Origin of the sequence: Mycobacterium sp. SM3041, assembly GCF_039668335.1 — a bacterium.
In the GTDB taxonomy this organism is placed as follows: domain Bacteria; phylum Actinomycetota; class Actinomycetes; order Mycobacteriales; family Mycobacteriaceae; genus Mycobacterium.
Window position 1 is genome coordinate 163014 of the sequence record NZ_JAYXBQ010000050.1, and the last position, 16917, is coordinate 179930.

Genomic DNA, 16917 nt, shown 5'->3' on the forward strand with positions numbered 1-16917 from the left:
AAGCCCGACCCAATCGCGGCGAAGTTGGAGCCATCGAAGTACCGAGCCATCTCCAGCAGAATCTCGCAACTCCGCCGGGAAGGCCCAGTGCGCCAAACCAATTCGGCCGTTGAGAGCAGACACCCATGCCCTACGGGTCGCGGCGGGTGACCACCACGAGCGCCAGCATGAACACCGCCGCCGCAACTGCGGCGAAGTAGAGGGCCGCGCCGGCCGGTCCCCACCACAACGAGAACGTCTGGAACCAGGGGGTCCTGGTGAAGGTGTACGCGTTCCCGAAGGGCAGCCACGGTCCCACCCGTGCGCCGACCTGAGGAAGCGCGCCGAGCACCGGTTCCACGACGAACGGCATCAACAACACCACCGCGACCACTGCCGCCGCGTGCCGCAACAACCCGCCCAGACCGACCGCCAGCACCGCGCCCAGCACGGCATACAGCGACATCGTGCCGATCGCACGCCAGACCTCCGCGTTCGAGAAGGACAACTCCTCGGCCTGCTCTGCGGTCACCAACGACGCCGCGAACGCGATCGAGCCCGCCACCATGACCGCGGTGACGACCGCGGAAAGCGCCGCCGTCACGAGCGCTTTCGCTGCCAGTGCCCACGCTCGGTTGGGGGTGGCCAGGAACGTCGTGCGGATCATGCCGGAGCGGTACTCCCCGGTGATCGACATCGCGGACAGGATCATCAGCATCGGCACACCGAAGACGCTGACGCCGATGGCCGCCCGCTCGGGCTTGAGCACCCCGTGCGGACCCAGTGCCGCCGCCTGTATCGCGGCGAACCCCAGACCCACCACCGCAACTGTCAGGATGAGCCAGATCGGCGACCGCGTGGTCTGCAGCTTGATCCGCTCGGCGTTGATCGTCATGGCGCACCCACCGCCCGGTAGTCGACGGCGTCGTCGGTCAGTCGCATGTACGCTTCCTCCAACGAGGCCTGCTGGGCGGCCAATTCGTGCAGCACGATTCCGTGACCGGCAGCCAACTCCCCCACCTGCTCCGTCGAGATTCCGCGAACCAGCAGCACGCCGTCCGCCAATTGCGCCGACGCATCCTGCGCCGTCAGCAACTCATGAAGACGCTCCAGCTGCGGGCTGCGGACCCGAATGGTGTCGCTCCCGGAGCTGGTCAGGAACTCCGCCATGGTGCTCGAGCTGATCAACTGTCCCCGCCCGATCACCAGCAGCCGGTCCGCTGTGTTCGCCATCTCGGCAAGCAGATGACTGGACACCAACACCGTCCGGCCCTCAGATGCCAAGTCGCGCATGAGCGTCCGAATCCACCTGATGCCCTCGGGGTCCAGCCCGTTCACCGGTTCGTCGAACAGCAGCACTTCGGGATCACCCAACAGCGCCACGGCGATGCCCAACCGCTGCGACATCCCGAGCGAGAACGTGCCGGCCTGTTTACCCGCGACATCGGTCAATCCGACGATGTTCAGTACTTCATCGACACGGGCCTTCGGCAGCTTGTTGCTGGCGGCCAGCCACCGAAGGTGAGCGCGCGCCGTGCGATTGGGATGCACCTGACGGGCATCGAGCAGCGCACCGACGCTGCGCAGCGGATGCTTCAGCTCGTGATAGGTCTTGCCCAGCACCGTCGCGATGCCGGAGGTCGGCCTGTCCAGCCCGACGATCATGCGCATCGTGGTGGATTTACCGGCGCCGTTCGGCCCGAGGAAACCGGTGACGAAACCGGGCTCGACGGAACAGGTCAAATCATCGACGGCGCGTTTGCGCCCGAAAACCTTTGTCAATCCCGTCAGCTGGATCATCGCCGGACAACCCCCTTGCCTGATGGCAGCGCCATCAGGCGCACGATACGCGTTCGATCACCATCTGCGCGACGGCGCGCATACCCGCGGCGTTCGGGTGCAGCGGGGCCACCCGGCCCGGCAGTGGCAGATGAAACGCCGTGGTCCAGGGATCGGCCGACCACGCATGGTGCGCACGGCTGGCAGCTGCGACCGGCACCAGTTCACATCCGGCCGCCGCGGCCGCGGCGGCCGTCAGCTCGGCCAGCCGGGCGGCGACGTGCCGGCCCAGCTCGGCATCGGCCGCACCGATCGGTGGTGCGGGCACTCCCGCCGGCGGCAGGAGCGTCAGGTAGTCGACGAACAGCACCCGGGCCTGTGGGGCACGTCGACGTACTTCTCGCCCAACGGTTTTCAGCGACTCGCCCACGACTTCGAGCGCCTGGTCCCGCGCCGCCGCATCGAGTTGCCCGCGCAGCAGTCCACCGATGACGGGCACCGACCGCAGGAACCGGGGCAGGCAGGCCGCCCCGAGCATCGGTACATAGCCGGCGTCGTTGCCGCCGATGGTGATGGTGACCAACGACTCCGAGCCGTCGAGCGCGTCCACCTGCGGCGGCGCACCGTACTGCCGTTCGGTGAGCAGGTGGGTGGTGGTGGCGCCCGAAAAGGTCACGTCGACAAGGTCGTAACCGAGGCGGTCGGCGACGAGATGCGGGTAGTTGACCGCCGACCGGCCGGACCGCTTCGGCGCACCGGGCGCACCCGGTGCGATGCCCGGCCCGGCGGCCATCGAACTACCGAGGGCGACGTACCGCGGCGTCATAGCGCCGGACTGGATGCCTGCGCCCAGAACCGCTTGGGCACGCGGCCGGCGCGCGAGGCCAGCCGGCCCGCGGTGACCGCCGCCGCCATGGCGGCGGCCATCATCGGCGGATCCGAGGCCCGGGTCACCGCCGTCGCGAGAAGCACTGCGTCACAACCCAGTTCCATGGCCAATGCGGCATCGCTGGCCGTGCCGATGCCGGCGTCGAGCACCACCGGCACGCCGGCGGCCGCGACGATCATCTCGATGTTGTGCGGGTTGGAGATGCCCAGCCCCGTGCCGATCGGCGCGCCCAACGGCATCACCGCCGCGCAGCCGGTGTCCTCCAGCCGGCGCGCCAACACCGGGTCGTCGTTGGTGTAGGGCAGGACGACGAAGCCGTCATCCACCAATTGCTCTGCGGCGCGGACCAACTCGATGGCGTCCGGCAGCAGGGTGCGCTCGTCGGCGATCACCTCGAGTTTCACCCAGTTGGTCTGCAGCGCCTCGCGCGCCAGTTGCGCCGTCAGCACCGCTTCGGCCGCGCCGCGACAGCCGGCGGTGTTGGGCAGCGCGGCGATGCCGAGCTTGTTCAGCAGATCGAGCACGCCGGTGCCGGTTTCGGCGTCGATGCGCCGCATCGCGACAGTGGTCAGCTCGGTACCCGAGGCGACGAGTGCCTCCTCCAGGATCGACAGATTCGCCGCACCGCCGGTGCCCATGATGAGCCGCGAACCGAACTCCCGGTCGGCGATGCGCAGGACGTCGGCCGACGTACAGACCTCAGCCACCTTGCACCGCCGTCACGACCTCGATCTTGGCGCCCTCGGCCACGACGTCGTCCCACTCCGACCGGGGCAGCACCGTCCAGTCGACCGCGACGGCGATGCCCTTGTCCGGAAAGCCCAGGGTGCCAATCAATTCGGCCACCGTGGTGCCTTCGCGAATCTCCACGTTCTCATCGTTGACTGTGATCAGCACAGTGCCACCTTCTCTCTCGCATCGCCCTTCAACAGGTCCGAAATCCGTTGTGCGGTCCAGGCGGCCAGCAGAAAGCCGTTCCTCCCGTGACCGGTGGCCGCCAGGGTGCGGTCATCGAGCCAGCCCACGATCGGCAGGCCGTCCGGGGTCATCGGCCGCAGTCCCGCAGCGCATTCGGCAAGTTCGTATTCGCCGAGGGCAGGTATCACCGCACAGGCGTCATCGAGAAGGTCGCGCACTCCGGATACCGCCGGCGCGGTATCCCGGCCGTGCTCGTACTGGGTGGCGCCGACCACCACACCATCGGCACGCGGCACCAGATACACCTGCCGACCGTGCACCCGAGCGCGAATCACCCGCCGCGGCACCGGCATACAGCCCTTGCGCCACCGCAGCCGCAGAATCTCGCCCTTCACCGGACGCACGGGCAGCCCGGGCCACAGTGCCGGCGCGTCGATCCCGTTGGCCAGCACGGTGACATCGGCGTCGCGCGTCTTGTCGAGGGAATCGACCGGTCCGGCCCATTGCACACCCAGGCGGTCGCAGTGCGCGATCAGCCCCTCGACCACGAGGCGGTTGTCGACGGCCAGTTCGGTCTCCGCCCGGAAGCCGTGCCGAATCCCCTGCGCCAGCAACGGTTCGATGTCGCGGGCCGCGGTGGTGACCGTGACGGGATGCCCCTGCGCTGCCAGCCACTCAGCGACCGTACGGACGTCGGCCGCGTCTGCCCGGTCGACCGCCACCACGAGCGAGTCGCGGGCCGTCACCACGTCGTCAGGCAGGCCGTCGAGGAAGCCGTCATGCCACAACGCCAGCGAGTCCAGCCCCACCTGCAACTGGTCCTGCTCACCCGGCCAGCCCTCGGAGTGCGGCGCGAGCATGCCGCCGGCGACCCACGAGGCGCCGCGCGCCTCGGTCCGGTGCACGCGCACCGACCACCCGTCCAGCGCCGCGCGCCTGGCCACGGCCAGACCGATGACGCCGCCGCCGATTACCGCCATGCCAGCCGGCACGATGATTCCTCTCCCTTCGCCGGCATGATCCGGATCAGGTGTGACGGTAAGGGTAGGACGACCCCACTCTCAGCCCCCGGTCCCGGGACTCCCGTGTGTGCGGCGTCCACGGTAGTCGCTACCGTCGCGCTGTGTCTAAAGCCTTCGAGCGTCTGCAGTCCGCGTCCCTGTACCTGTGCACCGACGCCCGCCGGGAGCGCGGTGACCTGGCCGAGTTCGCCGACGCGGCACTCGCCGGTGGCGTGGACATCATCCAGTTGCGGGACAAGGGCTCGGCCGGTGAAGCACAGTTCGGTCCGCTCGAGGCCAAGCAGGAGCTCGAAGCGCTGGAGGTGCTGGCCGACGCGGCCAGGCGGCACGGCGCGCTGTTCGCGGTGAACGACCGGGCCGACATCGCCCGCGGCGCATTCGCCGACGTGCTGCACCTCGGCCAGGACGATCTGCCGCTGGCCCTCGCCCGCGACATCGTCGGGCCGGATCCGCTGTTCGGCCGCTCGACGCATGACGAGCAGCAGCTGGCCGTCTCGGTGACCGAGGACGTCGACTACTTCTGCGTCGGCCCGTGCTGGCCGACGCCGACCAAGCCGGGCCGCACCGCGCCGGGCTTGGAACTGGTCCGCGCGGCGGCCGCGACGGGTACCGACAAACCCTGGTTCGCCATCGGCGGCATCGACCTGGCGCGGGCCCCCGAGGTGGTGGCCGCCGGTGCGCGGCGCATCGTCGTGGTCCGGGCGATCACCGCGGCCGAGGATCCGGCCGCGGCAGCGCAGGCACTCAAGCAGGCCCTGCCTACGAACTGAGCGGGATACTCGCCGTCACGCTGCGCAGCTGTTCCCAGCTGGCGGCGAATCCGGGATGCAGCGGCAGCGACGCGACGTCGTCCTCGGAGACCCACCGCAGCTCGACGCTCTCCCGGTTGGGCACCGTCGCGAGTTGTTCGGGTGCGTCGGCGATCACCGTGGTGTACGTCCACACCTCGCCCATCGCGATCGCGGTGACCACGGTCGTCCGGACCGTCAGCTGCTCGGCCAGCAGGCCGGCCTCCTCGTAGGCCTCGCGGACGGCGGCCTCCTCGACGGTCTCGTGGCTGTCGCGCGCCCCACCGGGCAGTGCCCAGGTGCCGCCTTGATGGCTCCATGGCGCGCGGTACTGCAGCAGCACCGCCGCTCCGCCGCCCGGCTGCGGCGCCCGCAGCAGAAGTCCGGCCGCACCATGGCGACCCCAGAAGTGGGAGCCGTCAGCCGCGAGCACCCATCCGTCACCGTCGCCCTGCACGAAACCCACAATAGGGAACGTCGCGAAAGATTTGGGGGACCGGGCCGACCGGTAGTCCACCCCCTACGCGCCGCAAGCTCTTAGACTTCTATTAAACGAGTTCGGCAGGGCCAACGGGTCAGGAAAGTTGAGGTCGGCGCACACGTGACGGTGGAGTTGGCGCACCCTTCGACCGAGCCGGTGGTATCTCGGTCCCCCGGGACTCCCGCGCACACTCGATGGTGGTTCATGTGGACCACCCCCGGCCGCATCCTCCTGATCGGGTTGATGCTCGCCAGCCTGGTCCTCGCGTGTGCCTTCGCCACCTCGACCACGATCCACGCCCGCCAGCAGGCCCTGACCACCGTGCTCGACCACACCGAGCCGCTGGCGTTCGCGGCCGGCCAGCTCTACACCACGCTGTCGGTCGCCGATGCCGCCGCCGCGACCGCCTTCATCGCCGGCTCGGAGCCGGTGGATCTGCGGCAGCGCTACGAGCAGGCCATCACGGACGCCGCCGTCGCCGTCACGGCCGCGTCCAGTGGCATCACCGACGAGCCCATGGTCAAGGTGCTCGGGCACATCAATGCCGAGCTGGCGGTCTACACCGGCCTGGTGGAGACCGCGCGGACCAACAACCGCGCCGGCAACCCGGTGGGTTCGTCGTACCTGTCCGAGGCGTCATGGCTCATGCAGACCCAGATCCTGCCCGACGCCCAGCGGCTCTACGAGAACACCTCGGCGCGGGTGAACTCGGAGACCAGCGGCTCGTCGCAGGTGCCCGCACCCGTGATCCTGGTGGTCGCGGCGACGCTGATGTTCGGCTTCTTCTCGAACCGCTGGCTGGCCCAGCACACCCGCCGGCGCGTCAACATCGGTTTCGTCGCCGGCGGCATGGCGGTACTGATCATGATCATCTGGATCGGCGCGACGCTCATCATCTCGACCACCGACACCCGGCATGCCCGCAACGCGGCAGCGTCGCTGCAAACTGTGACGAGCATGGCCATCACCGCACAGCAGGCGCGGGCGGACGAGACGCTGTCGCTGATCCGGCGGGGCGACGAGAGCGTCCGCAAGCAGTCGTACTACCACCGCATCGACGCCCTCCAGCAGCAGCTCGGGGATTACATGCGTCGCCCCGATGCGATCGGCAAGAAGGACCTGGACGGCGCCGATCAGTTGATCCGCCGGTGGCGTGCCGCCGACGACCGGATCAACGCCTACATCTCGACCGGCAACTACCAGTCCGCCACCCAGGTGGCGCTGGGTACCAGCGAAGACGATTCGACGCCGGCGTTCGACAAGCTCGACGAAGCGCTCTCCAAGGCCATCGACGAAAGCCGCAAGCAGCTGCGCAGCGACATCCTGAACGGACGCCAGGCGCTGTCCGGGGCGACGGTCGGTGCGGCCGCGTTGAGCTTCGCCGCGGCACTCGCGGTGGCGCTCGGGCTGTGGCCGAGGTTGAGTGAATACCGATGAGTTTCACGATGCGTTCTCGGTTGGTCCCGGCGATGGTCGCGGTGTTGGTGGCCGCCGGCTGCGGCGAGGCCCCGCCGCCCGCCGCGCCGCAGAGCATCACCATCGCGCCGCCGACACCCGCGGGCATGGAGGTGCAGTCCGCCGTGCCGGAGCTCGGCCCGGAGGACAAGTCCGACTGCACCGCAAGCCTGCGGCCGTTCCCGACGCCCGAGGCCGCCGCGGCGGCCGTCACCAACATCAAGGACCGCGGCCGGCTGATCGTCGGGCTCGACATCGGCAGCAACCTGTTCGCGTTCCGCGACCCCATCACGGGGCAGATCACCGGATTCGACGTCGACATCGCCGGGGAGGTGGCCCGCGACATCTTCGGCACCCCGTCACAGGTCGAGTACCGCATCCTGTCCGACAACGACCGGATCTCGGCGCTGCAGCACAATCTCGTCGACATCGTGGTGAAGACCATGAGCATCACGTGCGACCGGCGCAAGCTCGTCAACTTCTCAGCCGAGTACTTCTCCGCCAAGCAACGGATCCTCGCCACCCGCGACTCCGACGTCCGCAGGCCCGCGGACCTGTCGGGCAAGCGGGTCTGCGTCGTGAAGGCCACCACCTCGAAGGCACGCCTGCAGCGCATCACCCCGCCGCCGGTCCTCGTGGAAGCGGTCACCTGGGCGGACTGCCTGGTGGCGTTGCAGCAGCGGCAGGCCGACGCGGTGTCGACCGATGACGCGATCCTGGCCGGTCTGGTGGCGCAGGACCCGTACCTGCACATCGTCGGCCCCAACATGGCCGAGGAGCCGTACGGCATCGGAATCAACCTCAACAACACCGGTCTCGTGCGGTTCGTCAACGGGACGTTGGAGCGGATTCGCCGCGACGGCACGTGGAACACGTTGTACCGCAAGTGGTTGACCGTGCTCGGCTCGACGCCGAACCCACCCGTACCGAGGTACAGCGACTGATGTCCGACAGCGAAGCGACGACAGGCCCCGTGGATGAGGGACCGGTGGACGCGGGCCCCGACACCGACCCCGGCACCCAGGCCGTCGAGGTGACGTGGGATTCGCTGGCCACGATGCGCCCCATGGGTACCCAGGCGGTTTTCCGGCCACTGTTCGACGACTCGACGAGCATCCCGGTGCCTGCTCCGCCCGAACGGGATTCGGCGCCGGCCAATGTCGCCACCGCGACCACCCGGGTCTCGCCCGTCCGGCGCCTGGGTGGCGGCCTGGTCGAGGTGCCGCGCGTGGTGGACCAGGACCCGCTCGCCGCGTTGATGACCGATCCCGTGGTGGCCGAGGCCAAACGGTTCTGCTGGTCCTGCGGCAAGCCGGTCGGCCGCTCCGAGAACGGCGAACCCGGCAAGTCGGAAGGCTCGTGCCCGCACTGCGGCGCCGCGTATTCGTTTCTGCCGCAACTGACCCCGGGCACCATGGTGGCCGACCAGTACGAGGTCAAGGGCTGCATCGCCCACGGCGGACTGGGCTGGATCTACCTGGCGCTCGACACCAACGTCAACAACCGGCCGGTGGTGCTCAAAGGCCTGGTGCACTCCGGCGATGCCGAGGCGCAGGCCATCGCCATGGCCGAGCGGCAGTTCCTGGCCGAGGTCACCCACCCGGCGATCGTGAAGATCTTCAACTTCGTCGAACACGCCGACAAGCACGGTGACCCGGTGGGTTACATCGTGATGGAGTACGTCGGCGGCACCTCGCTGAAGCAGGCCAAAGGCGCCAAACTGCCGGTGGCCCAGGCCATTGCGTACATGCTGGAAATCCTGCCGGCACTGGGCTACCTGCATTCAATCGGGCTCGTCTACAACGACCTCAAACCCGAGAACATCATGCTGACCGAGGAGCAGCTAAAGCTCATCGACCTCGGTGCGGTGTCACGCATCAACTCGTTCGGATTCCTCTACGGCACACCGGGTTACCAGGCGCCGGAGATCGTCCGCACCGGCCCGACGGTCGTCACCGACATCTACACCGTCGGCCGCACCCTCGCGGCCCTGACGCTGAACCTCAAGACCGAAAAGGGCCGCTACGTCGACGGGCTGCCCGAGGACGATCCGCTTCTCCTCCAATACGATTCGTTCGCCCGGTTGCTGCGCCGCGCGATCGACCCGGACCCACGCCGCCGGTTCGGCAGTGCCGAGGAGATGTCGGGGCAGCTGCTCGGCGTGCTGCGCGAGGTCGTCGCCCAGGACACCGGGACGCCGCGGCCGGGTCTGTCGTCGGTGTTCAGCCCGTCGCGCTCGACGTTCGGGGTCAACATGCTGGTGGCCCACACCGACGTGTACATCGACGGACAAGCGCACACCGAAAAGATCACGGCGCCAGAGATTGTCCGGGCGCTGCAGGTGCCCCTCGTCGACCCGGCCGACGTCGGTGCGGCCGTGCTGTCGGCCAGCCTGTTGAGTCAGCCGGTGCAGACCCTGGATTCGCTGCGCGCGGCGCGCGAGGGCTCCCTCGATTCGGAGGGTGTGGACCTGTCCACGTCGGTCGAGCTGCCCCTGATGGAGGTGCGCGCACTGCTCGACCTCGGCGATGTGGCCAAGGCCAACCGGAAGCTGGAGAACCTGGCCGACCGGATCGGCTGGCACTGGCGGCTGGTGTGGTTCCGCGCGGTGGGCGAACTGTTGTCCGGCAACTACGAAGCCGCGACAAAGGATTTCACCGAGGTACTCAACACGTTGCCGGGCGAACTGGCCCCGAAAGTGGCACTGGCCGCCACCGCCGAACTGTCCGGACAGGAGGCCGAGCGGCCTTTCTATCGGACGGTGTGGAACACCGACAACGGCATCATCTCAGCCGGTTTCGGTCAGGCCCGGGCGCAGGCGCTGGCCGGCGACCGGGAGGCCGCGGTGCACACTCTCGATGAAGTTCCGGCCACCTCAAGGCATTTCACGACGGCGCGACTGACCAGCGCCGTCACCCTGCTGTCGGCGCCGACCACCGCCGAGATCACCGAACGCCAAATCCGTGACGCCGCAAGGCGAGTGGAGGCGTTGCCGGAAACCGAACCGCGTGTGCTGCAGATCCGGACACTGGTCCTCGGCACGGCTCTGGACTGGCTGGCCGACCACACCGCCAGCACCAATCACATCCTGGGTTTCCCGTTCACCGAACACGGTCTCCGTCTGGGTGTGGAGGCCTCCCTGCGCGGGCTGGCCCGCGTGGCGCCGACCAAGGCGCACCGCTACGCGCTGGTGGATCTGGCCAACAACGTGCGGCCGATCAGTACGTTCTAGGTTGGCGTTGCACAGCAGCGTGATCGGGCGCCGGGTCACCGGTAACGGTCACGCAGCTGGGGATCGTTCTGCCACCAGAGTCCGCTCGACGGCGCCTCGAGTGCCAGCTCGGGAGCGTCCAATTCGGCATCGACCTCAGCCGCCTTGCGTCGTTCGTCAGAGCCCAGGGCGCGCATCAGCAGCAGGATGAACGGCACGCCCACGACGTCACCCAGAATCCACAGGATTCCGGCACCGTAGCTCTGGTCCTGGCGGATGGTCGGTCCGGAGTCGCGGTGCAGGCCGGCGTAGTAGTCGTGGGCGATCACCGGGCCCAGCCACAACACCAGTCCGAGAATGCCGTCACCGAGCCCTTCGGCCACGCTGATCCCGATGGACAGCAGCGGCGGGTAGCGCCGCGGCACCGGGTCGACCTGCAGGCGGGCGTAGAAGTAGCCGAACCCGATGCCCAGCAGGACAATTCGCGTCAGCGACGCGAGCGGACCGGTCATCGAGGCGACGTACCACGGCGTCAGATACAGCAGCCACGGCGTCACCAGCATCAGCACCGAGGTCACCGGCGGTGACAGGAGTACGCGCGCGACAACGGAATTCAGCACCGGGTCGAGTACTGCGCCCACCGTCGACACCGGCCGGCTCAGCGCCAGGAAGAACGGCACCACGTACAGCAGGAGCAGGACCTGCAGCGCGCGTACCCAGAACAGCAACGGCGCATAGACCGCGACGGCGCCGAGGGTCGCCACCGCCCAGACCGCGATGGCGATGCCGAAGCACCACCGCTGGGCCCGCGACATGCGTCGGCGCAGCCGCACCAGCGCACCGACGCCGAGCAGCATCAGCACCACGGCTACGGGGTCGAACGTCCCGGTCAGTAAGGGCACGAGCGCAAGCTACGCCCCCACCCTGGCAGGTTCCTTCAGTCCACCTGGCAGACGTCGGCGCAGGCCCGAGCGATGGCCAGTTCTTCATTGGTGGGAATGACCAGCACACTCACCGGCGAGGTGTCGGAGGAGATCCGCCGGGCGCCGCGGTTCGGGGAGAGGTTGCGCTCCTCGTCGACCTCGATACCGAGTGCCAACAACCCGGCCAGCGCATCGCGGCGGACCGCGGCGTCGTTCTCCCCCACCCCGGCGGTGAAGGTGATGACGTCGGCTCCACCCAGCAGCGCCAGGTATCCGCCGATGTACTTGCGCAGCCGGTGGATGTAGACGTCGTACGCCAGCTGGGCCGCACCGTCACCCGCATCCATCCGCTTGTGCAGCTCGCGGAAATCGGTGGCGCCACCCAACCCCGATACGCCCGAGTGGCGGTTCAGCAAGACGTCGATGTCCTCGACCGACATCCCGGCGGTGCGGGACAGGTACATGATGATGCCGGGGTCGACGTCGCCGGAGCGCGTCCCCATCACCAGACCCTCCATCGGCGTCATCCCCATCGAGGTGTCGATCGGCCGGCCACCGGCGATCGCCGACGCCGACGCGCCGTTACCCAGGTGCAGGACAATCTGATTCACCGATTCGAGGGGCAGGCCCAGGAACTGCGCGGCCTGCTCACTGACGTACTGATGCGACGTGCCGTGGAAGCCGTACCGGCGGATGTGCCACTTCTCGGCCACCTCCCGGTCGATCGCGTACTCGGCGGCGGCCGCGGGCAGGTCGTGGAAGAACGCCGTGTCGAACACCGCGACGTGCGGGACGTCGGGCAGCAGCTTGCGGGCCGCGTTGATGCCCAGCAGCCCCGGCGGATTGTGCAGCGGCGCCAGCGGGGCCAGCTCTTCGAGTTCGGCGACCAGCTCGTCGCCGATCAGGGTCGGCCGGTAGAACCGCCGGCCACCATGCACAACGCGGTGTCCGACGGCTGCGACCTCGTCAACCGAAACCCCGGCCGCGCTCACCGCATCGAAGACCTCCTGCAAGGCCTTCGGGTAGTCGTCCACCCGCTCGATCACGCCGTCGGCCAGCGACTCACCCGAAGCCGGTTGCACCAACCGGTATTTCACCGACGACGAGCCGCAGTTGAGTACCAGTACCGGCCCGCTCATTTCGCTCCTTGAGCCTGAATCGCCGTGATGGCAACGGTATTGACGATGTCCTCGACCAGCGCACCACGGGACAGGTCGTTCACCGGCTTGTTGAGCCCCTGCAGCACGGGGCCGATCGCGATGGCCCCGGCGCTGCGCTGCACGGCCTTGTAGGTGTTGTTGCCGGTGTTCAGGTCCGGGAAGATCAGCACCGTGGCACGGCCGGCGACCGGTGAATCCGGCATCTTGGTCGCGGCCACCGACGGCTCGACCGCGGCATCGTATTGGATGGGCCCTTCGACCAACAGCTCCGGCGCCCGCTTGCGGACCAGTTCCGTTGCCGCCCTGACCTTGTCGACGTCGGCACCGGTCCCCGAATCGCCCGTCGAATAGGACAGCATGGCCACGCGCGGCTCGATGCCGAACTGCGCGGCGGTCTGCGCCGAGCTGATCGCGATGTCGGCCAGCTGCTCGGACGTCGGATCCGGCACGATGGCGCAGTCGCCGTAGGCCAGGACCCGATCCGCCAGGCACATCAGGAAGATGCTCGACACCGTCGAGATGTCGGGTGCGGTGCGGATGATCTCGAATGCCGGCCGCACCGTGTGCGCCGTGGTGTGTGCGGCGCCGGACACCATGCCGTCGACCATGTTGTTGTGCACCAGCATGGTGCCGAAATACGAGACGTCGTGGATGATCTCGCGGGCCTGCTCGAGGGTCACGCCCTTCTTCTTGCGCAGTTCGGCGTACTGCGCCGCGAACTGGTCGCACAGCTCGCTGGTACGCGGATCGAGCACCACGGCGGCCGACAGGTCCAGGCCCAGTTCGGCGGCCCGCGCCCGCACCGCCGACTCATCGCCGAGGATCGTGAGGTCGGCAACGGAACGGGCGAGCAGCCGGCTCGCCGCGCGCAGAATCCGGTCATCGTCGCCTTCGGGCAGCACGATGCGCCTGCGGTCCGCGCGGGCCCGGTCCTGCAGCTGGTGCGTGAACATCTGGGGCGTGACGACCGATGGGATCGGAACCGCAAGCTGGGCAAGCAGATCCGCGACATCCACGTGCTCGTCCATCAAGGCCAGCGCGGTGTCGACCTTGCGCAGCGACGTCGCCGTCACCCGGCCCTTCGCCGTCGACGCGGCGCGGGCGGTGTCATAGGTACCCAGATCCGTGGCCACGATCGGCAGCCGCAGACCAAGGCCCGCAACCAGTTTGGCGATCGACGGGTGCAACGGCAGCCCGCCGTTGAGGATGAGACAGGAGATCGACGGAAAGCCGTCCGCCGCATGGGCACTGGCGATGGCCAGCACCACATCGGAGCGGTCGCCCGGCGTGATGACGGCCATGGAATCCCGCAGCCGCTCCAGACAGTGTTCGGCCGTCATGCCGGCGACCATCATTCCCATGACCTCGCGGGTCAGCAGCTCTTCGTCACCGCTGATCAACGTCCCCTGCACCGCATCGCGCAGCTCCGCGACCGTCGGCGCCGCCAGCAACGGCTCCTCCGGCAGCACATAGCTTTTCGGCGTGAACCGCTGCAGCGCGGCAGCGACATCGGCGAGCTCATCCGGAGCGCAGCGGTTGGCGACCACCGCAGCGGTGTGCGCGTGCTGAGCCGCGAGCTCGGCCAGGCACAGCTCGACCACGTGGGCCACCTCGGCGGGTGTGCGATCAGCGGCACGCACCGAGAGCAACACGGGCGCACCGAGATTCACGGCGATGCGCGCGTTCATCGACAACTCGCTGGGCGAGGCGACGTCGGTGTAGTCGCTGCCGACGATCACCACCGCTCCGCACTTGTCCGCGACGCGGTGGTAGCGGTCGACGATGTCGGCGATCGCCGCATCGGGATCGTCGTGCAACTGCTGGTAGGTGACGCCGGCACAGTCGTCGTACTCCAGGCCTGCGGTGCTGTGCGCGAGCAACAGCTCCAGGATGTAGTCGCGGTCGGACCCCGCGCGCACGATCGGGCGGAAGACCCCGACATTGGCGACCGTGGCCGCCAGTCGGTGCAACAGCCCTAGCGCGATGGTCGACTTGCCGGTGTCGCCTTCGGGTGAAGCGATATAGATCGCGGATGAGCGCTCGCGCGAAGACCATGTTCGGGTGGCGTCTGGCACTGAGTCAGCCTATCGAGCCCGGCCGCGCGTCAGCCGAGTTTGCGGAGGCGCGGCTCCAGGTCGGTCTTGAACAGCTCCAGGAAGCGGCGCTGGTCCTGCCGCGGGTCATGGAACACCAGGTGGTTCAGGCCCCAGTCGACGTACTGCTTGACCTTCTCGACGGCTTCGTCGGGGTCAGACGCCACGATCCACCGCTTGGCCACCTGCTCGATGGGCAGCGCGTCGGCGGCTGCCTCCATCTCGATCGGGTCGTCGATGGAGTGCTTCTGCTCGGCGGTCAGCGACAGCGGCGCCCAGAACCGGGTGTTCTCCAGAGCCAGTTCGGGATCCGGGTCGTACGAGATCTTGATCTCGATCATCCGGTCGATGTCATCGGGGTTCTTGCCCGCCGCCTCGGCACCCTCGCGCATGGCGGGGATGAGCTTGTCCTTGTACAGCTCCTCACCCTTGCCCGAGGTGCAGATGAAGCCGTCGCCGGCGCGGCCGGCGTACTTGGCCACCTGCGGCCCGCCCGCGGCGATGTAGATCGGGATACCACCCTCGGGCACGTCGTAGATCGAGGCGCCCTTGGTCTTGTAGTACTCGCCCTCGAAGTCGACGCGGTCGCCGAGCCACAGCTCACGCATCAGGCGCACCGACTCACGCAGCCGCGCGTAGCGCTCCTTGAACTCGGGCCATTCGCCTTCGTAGCCGGTGGCGATCTCGTTGAGCGCCTCACCGGTGCCGATGCCCAGGAAGATGCGGTCCGGGTACAGGCAGCCCATGGTCGCGAACGCCTGCGCGATGACCGCCGGGTTGTAGCGGAACGTCGGGGTCAGGACCGAGGTGCCCAGGACCAGCCGCTCGGTGCGCTCGCCCACGGCGGTCATCCAGGCCAGGGAGAACGGGGCGTGGCCGCCGGTGTGGCGCCACGGCTGGAAGTGATCACTGACGGTGGCGCTGTCCATGCCCGCCGCCTCGGCGGCCACCGCCAGCTCGACGAGTTCACGCGGGGCGAACTGCTCCGCCGACGCCTTGTATCCCAGTCTGAGTTCAGCCATGAGTCCCGTTCCTGTTCGTCGCCTCTGCCGCGGCCCTTTGCGCCTCGCGGGCGCAATTTCATTTCTACTCTGCCTACACTCGCGTCATGGCGGCAGCCCTGAGCGCGATCTCCGACAACATCCACTTCGCCCAGACCGACCTGGTGAACTGGACCCTGGTCAGCGATGACAGCGGGGTGATCCTGATCGACGCGGGTTTCCCCGGCCAGCGCGACGACGTCCTGCGTTCCCTGCGTGACCTGGGCTTCGAAACCGGCGATGTACGGGCGATCCTGCTCACCCACGCGCACGTCGACCACCTCGGCTCGGCCATCTGGTTCGCCAAAACCCATGGGACGCCGGTGTTCTGCCACGGCGCCGAGGTCGGCCATGCCAAACGCGAGTTTCTGGAACAGGTTTCACCGACGGATCTGCTGGCGCGCGCCTGGAACCCGCGGTACCTGGCCTGGTCCATGAAGATCATCGGCAAGGGCGCGCTGGTGCGCGAGGGCATCCCCACCGCACAGGCACTCACCGAGGACGTCGCGGCGACGCTGCCGGGCAGCCCGCAGGTGATCCCGAGCCCGGGGCACACCGGCGGGCACTGCTCGTACGTGTTCGGCGACGTGCTGGTCGCCGGCGACGCCGTGGTCACCGGTCACCCGCTCATCACCAAGGGCGGCCCCCAGCTGCTCCCGCACATCTTCAATCACGACGACGCGGCGTGTGAACGCAGCCTGTCGGCGCTCGGCCTGCTGGACACCCAGGTGCTGCTGCCCGGCCACGGACCGGCGTGGCGGGGACCGGTGCGGGAGGCGGCTGAACTGGCGTTGCAGCGGGTCTGACGCCGCCGGCGTCAGACGCCGTGTTTGACCAACTCCAGGAACAGCACGAACAGCCCGGCCAGGAGCAGCCCGCCGGCGACGACGACGGCGGGCAGGAAGAGCATGTGATCGAGCTCTTCGTCGTCAAAGGTGTTGTTGCCCTGGGCATCACGGTTGATGGGGCCGTAGAACACCTTCCCGAAAGTGGACCAGCGCACCGCGCGTGCGCGCCGGCGATGCGGGTGATCCTGAGGCGTCCTGCCGACATACGTGCGCGCCGCCATGCCGGTCCCCAACACCAGTACGGCGGCGACCAGCAGCAGACACCCGACGGCCCAACCGGTAAGCACCGATCAAGCGTATCCACCTGGTCGCCGGTGCGACCCGGATTCTG

Annotated in this window: 17 protein-coding genes and 1 riboswitch; of the genes, 5 read left to right on the top strand and 12 right to left on the bottom strand. The window is 68.5% G+C overall.

Annotation, left to right across the window (positions count from 1 at the left end; translation table 11 throughout):
• Positions 1–130: 130 nt before the first annotated feature.
• Genes VXD91_RS17875 through thiO form a run of 6 tightly spaced genes read right to left on the bottom strand, consistent with a single transcriptional unit; the run spans position 131 to position 4545 of the window.
• Positions 131–874, bottom strand: coding sequence for an ABC transporter permease (locus VXD91_RS17875; protein ID WP_346415983.1), 744 nt, complete (start codon positions 872–874; stop codon positions 131–133).
• Positions 871–1779 (bottom strand): ATP-binding cassette domain-containing protein, encoded by a 909-nt coding sequence (locus tag VXD91_RS17880; protein ID WP_061003627.1) that lies wholly within the window; start codon positions 1777–1779, stop codon positions 871–873. The genes VXD91_RS17875 and VXD91_RS17880 overlap by 4 nt, the downstream gene beginning before the upstream one ends.
• Positions 1780–1813: 34 nt before the next feature.
• Entirely contained in the window at positions 1814–2584 is a 771-nt protein-coding gene (locus VXD91_RS17885) for an SGNH/GDSL hydrolase family protein (protein ID WP_061003629.1), read from the bottom strand.
• On the bottom strand, positions 2581–3324 hold the full coding sequence (locus VXD91_RS17890; protein WP_256370123.1) for a thiazole synthase: 744 nt from the start codon (positions 3322–3324) through the stop codon (positions 2581–2583). Before VXD91_RS17890 ends, VXD91_RS17885 begins: the two co-directional genes overlap by 4 nt.
• Before the next feature lie 22 nt (positions 3325–3346).
• A complete protein-coding gene (thiS, locus tag VXD91_RS17895; protein WP_133427856.1) occupies positions 3347–3544 on the bottom strand; it encodes a sulfur carrier protein ThiS in 198 nt (65 codons plus the stop codon).
• A complete protein-coding gene (gene thiO, locus VXD91_RS17900; RefSeq protein WP_346416092.1) occupies positions 3538–4545 on the bottom strand; it encodes a glycine oxidase ThiO in 1008 nt (335 codons plus the stop codon). The genes thiS and thiO overlap by 7 nt, the downstream gene beginning before the upstream one ends.
• 6 nt (positions 4546–4551) lie before the next feature.
• A riboswitch (TPP riboswitch) is annotated at positions 4552–4662 on the bottom strand.
• 26 nt (positions 4663–4688) lie between these two features.
• Between thiO and thiE the strand changes: the two genes are divergently transcribed.
• Positions 4689–5357, top strand: a complete 669-nt coding sequence (gene thiE, locus VXD91_RS17905; protein WP_073694780.1) for a thiamine phosphate synthase — start codon at positions 4689–4691, stop codon at positions 5355–5357.
• Here the strand turns inward: thiE and VXD91_RS17910 are convergent.
• A complete protein-coding gene (locus VXD91_RS17910; protein WP_174557639.1) occupies positions 5347–5832 on the bottom strand; it encodes an NUDIX hydrolase in 486 nt (161 codons plus the stop codon). The two genes, thiE and VXD91_RS17910, sit on opposite strands and share 11 nt — an antisense overlap.
• A gap of 144 nt (positions 5833–5976) precedes the next feature.
• Between VXD91_RS17910 and glnX the strand changes: the two genes are divergently transcribed.
• From glnX to VXD91_RS17925, 3 genes are read left to right on the top strand one after another with little or no spacing between them, the layout of a single operon-like run.
• Positions 5977–7293, top strand: coding sequence for a protein kinase G-activating protein GlnX (glnX, locus tag VXD91_RS17915; RefSeq protein ID WP_061003639.1), 1317 nt, complete (start codon positions 5977–5979; stop codon positions 7291–7293).
• Complete coding sequence (locus VXD91_RS17920; protein ID WP_346415984.1) at positions 7290–8255, top strand: transporter substrate-binding domain-containing protein; 966 nt, start codon at positions 7290–7292, stop codon at positions 8253–8255. Before glnX ends, VXD91_RS17920 begins: the two co-directional genes overlap by 4 nt.
• Positions 8255–10543: a serine/threonine-protein kinase PknG gene (locus tag VXD91_RS17925; RefSeq protein WP_212807152.1), complete on the top strand. Its 2289-nt coding sequence runs from the start codon at positions 8255–8257 to the stop codon at positions 10541–10543. Before VXD91_RS17920 ends, VXD91_RS17925 begins: the two co-directional genes overlap by 1 nt.
• Before the next feature lie 35 nt (positions 10544–10578).
• Here VXD91_RS17925 and VXD91_RS17930 read toward each other — a convergent pair whose 3' ends face one another.
• The 4 genes from VXD91_RS17930 to fgd form a co-directional block, all read right to left on the bottom strand.
• Entirely contained in the window at positions 10579–11388 is an 810-nt protein-coding gene (locus tag VXD91_RS17930; protein WP_346416093.1) for a cytochrome c oxidase assembly protein, read from the bottom strand.
• A 71-nt stretch (positions 11389–11459) separates the two neighbouring features.
• Positions 11460–12584 carry an acetate kinase gene (locus VXD91_RS17935; protein ID WP_346415985.1) on the bottom strand — a complete coding sequence of 375 codons (1125 nt, stop codon included), beginning with the start codon at positions 12582–12584 and terminating at the stop codon, positions 11460–11462.
• A complete protein-coding gene (pta, locus tag VXD91_RS17940) occupies positions 12581–14680 on the bottom strand; it encodes a phosphate acetyltransferase (RefSeq protein WP_318986972.1) in 2100 nt (699 codons plus the stop codon). Before pta ends, VXD91_RS17935 begins: the two co-directional genes overlap by 4 nt.
• 29 nt (positions 14681–14709) lie before the next feature.
• Positions 14710–15720: a glucose-6-phosphate dehydrogenase (coenzyme-F420) gene (gene fgd, locus VXD91_RS17945; protein ID WP_318986971.1), complete on the bottom strand. Its 1011-nt coding sequence runs from the start codon at positions 15718–15720 to the stop codon at positions 14710–14712.
• A gap of 86 nt (positions 15721–15806) precedes the next feature.
• Between fgd and VXD91_RS17950 the strand changes: the two genes are divergently transcribed.
• Positions 15807–16544, top strand: coding sequence for an MBL fold metallo-hydrolase (locus VXD91_RS17950; RefSeq protein ID WP_212807156.1), 738 nt, complete (start codon positions 15807–15809; stop codon positions 16542–16544).
• 11 nt (positions 16545–16555) lie between these two features.
• Here the strand turns inward: VXD91_RS17950 and VXD91_RS17955 are convergent, their stop codons facing one another.
• Positions 16556–16873 (bottom strand): hypothetical protein, encoded by a 318-nt coding sequence (locus tag VXD91_RS17955; RefSeq protein ID WP_212807157.1) that lies wholly within the window; start codon positions 16871–16873, stop codon positions 16556–16558.
• Positions 16874–16917 lie beyond the last annotated feature (44 nt).

Bases quoted from the DNA above. Each gene is read 5' to 3' on its own strand.
- thiO (WP_346416092.1), bottom strand. From the start codon at position 4,545: ATGGCGGTAATCGGCGGCGGCGTCATCGGTCTGGCCGTGGCCAGGCGC.
- VXD91_RS17935 (WP_346415985.1), bottom strand. From the start codon at position 12,584: ATGAGCGGGCCGGTACTGGTACTCAACTGCGGCTCGTCGTCGGTGAAA.
- VXD91_RS17880 (WP_061003627.1), bottom strand. From the start codon at position 1,779: ATGATCCAGCTGACGGGATTGACAAAGGTTTTCGGGCGCAAACGCGCC.
- fgd (WP_318986971.1), bottom strand. From the start codon at position 15,720: ATGGCTGAACTCAGACTGGGATACAAGGCGTCGGCGGAGCAGTTCGCC.
- VXD91_RS17875 (WP_346415983.1), bottom strand. From the start codon at position 874: ATGACGATCAACGCCGAGCGGATCAAGCTGCAGACCACGCGGTCGCCG.
- VXD91_RS17920 (WP_346415984.1), top strand. From the start codon at position 7,290: ATGAGTTTCACGATGCGTTCTCGGTTGGTCCCGGCGATGGTCGCGGTG.
- VXD91_RS17950 (WP_212807156.1), top strand. From the start codon at position 15,807: ATGGCGGCAGCCCTGAGCGCGATCTCCGACAACATCCACTTCGCCCAG.
- VXD91_RS17885 (WP_061003629.1), bottom strand. From the start codon at position 2,584: ATGACGCCGCGGTACGTCGCCCTCGGTAGTTCGATGGCCGCCGGGCCG.
- VXD91_RS17925 (WP_212807152.1), top strand. From the start codon at position 8,255: ATGTCCGACAGCGAAGCGACGACAGGCCCCGTGGATGAGGGACCGGTG.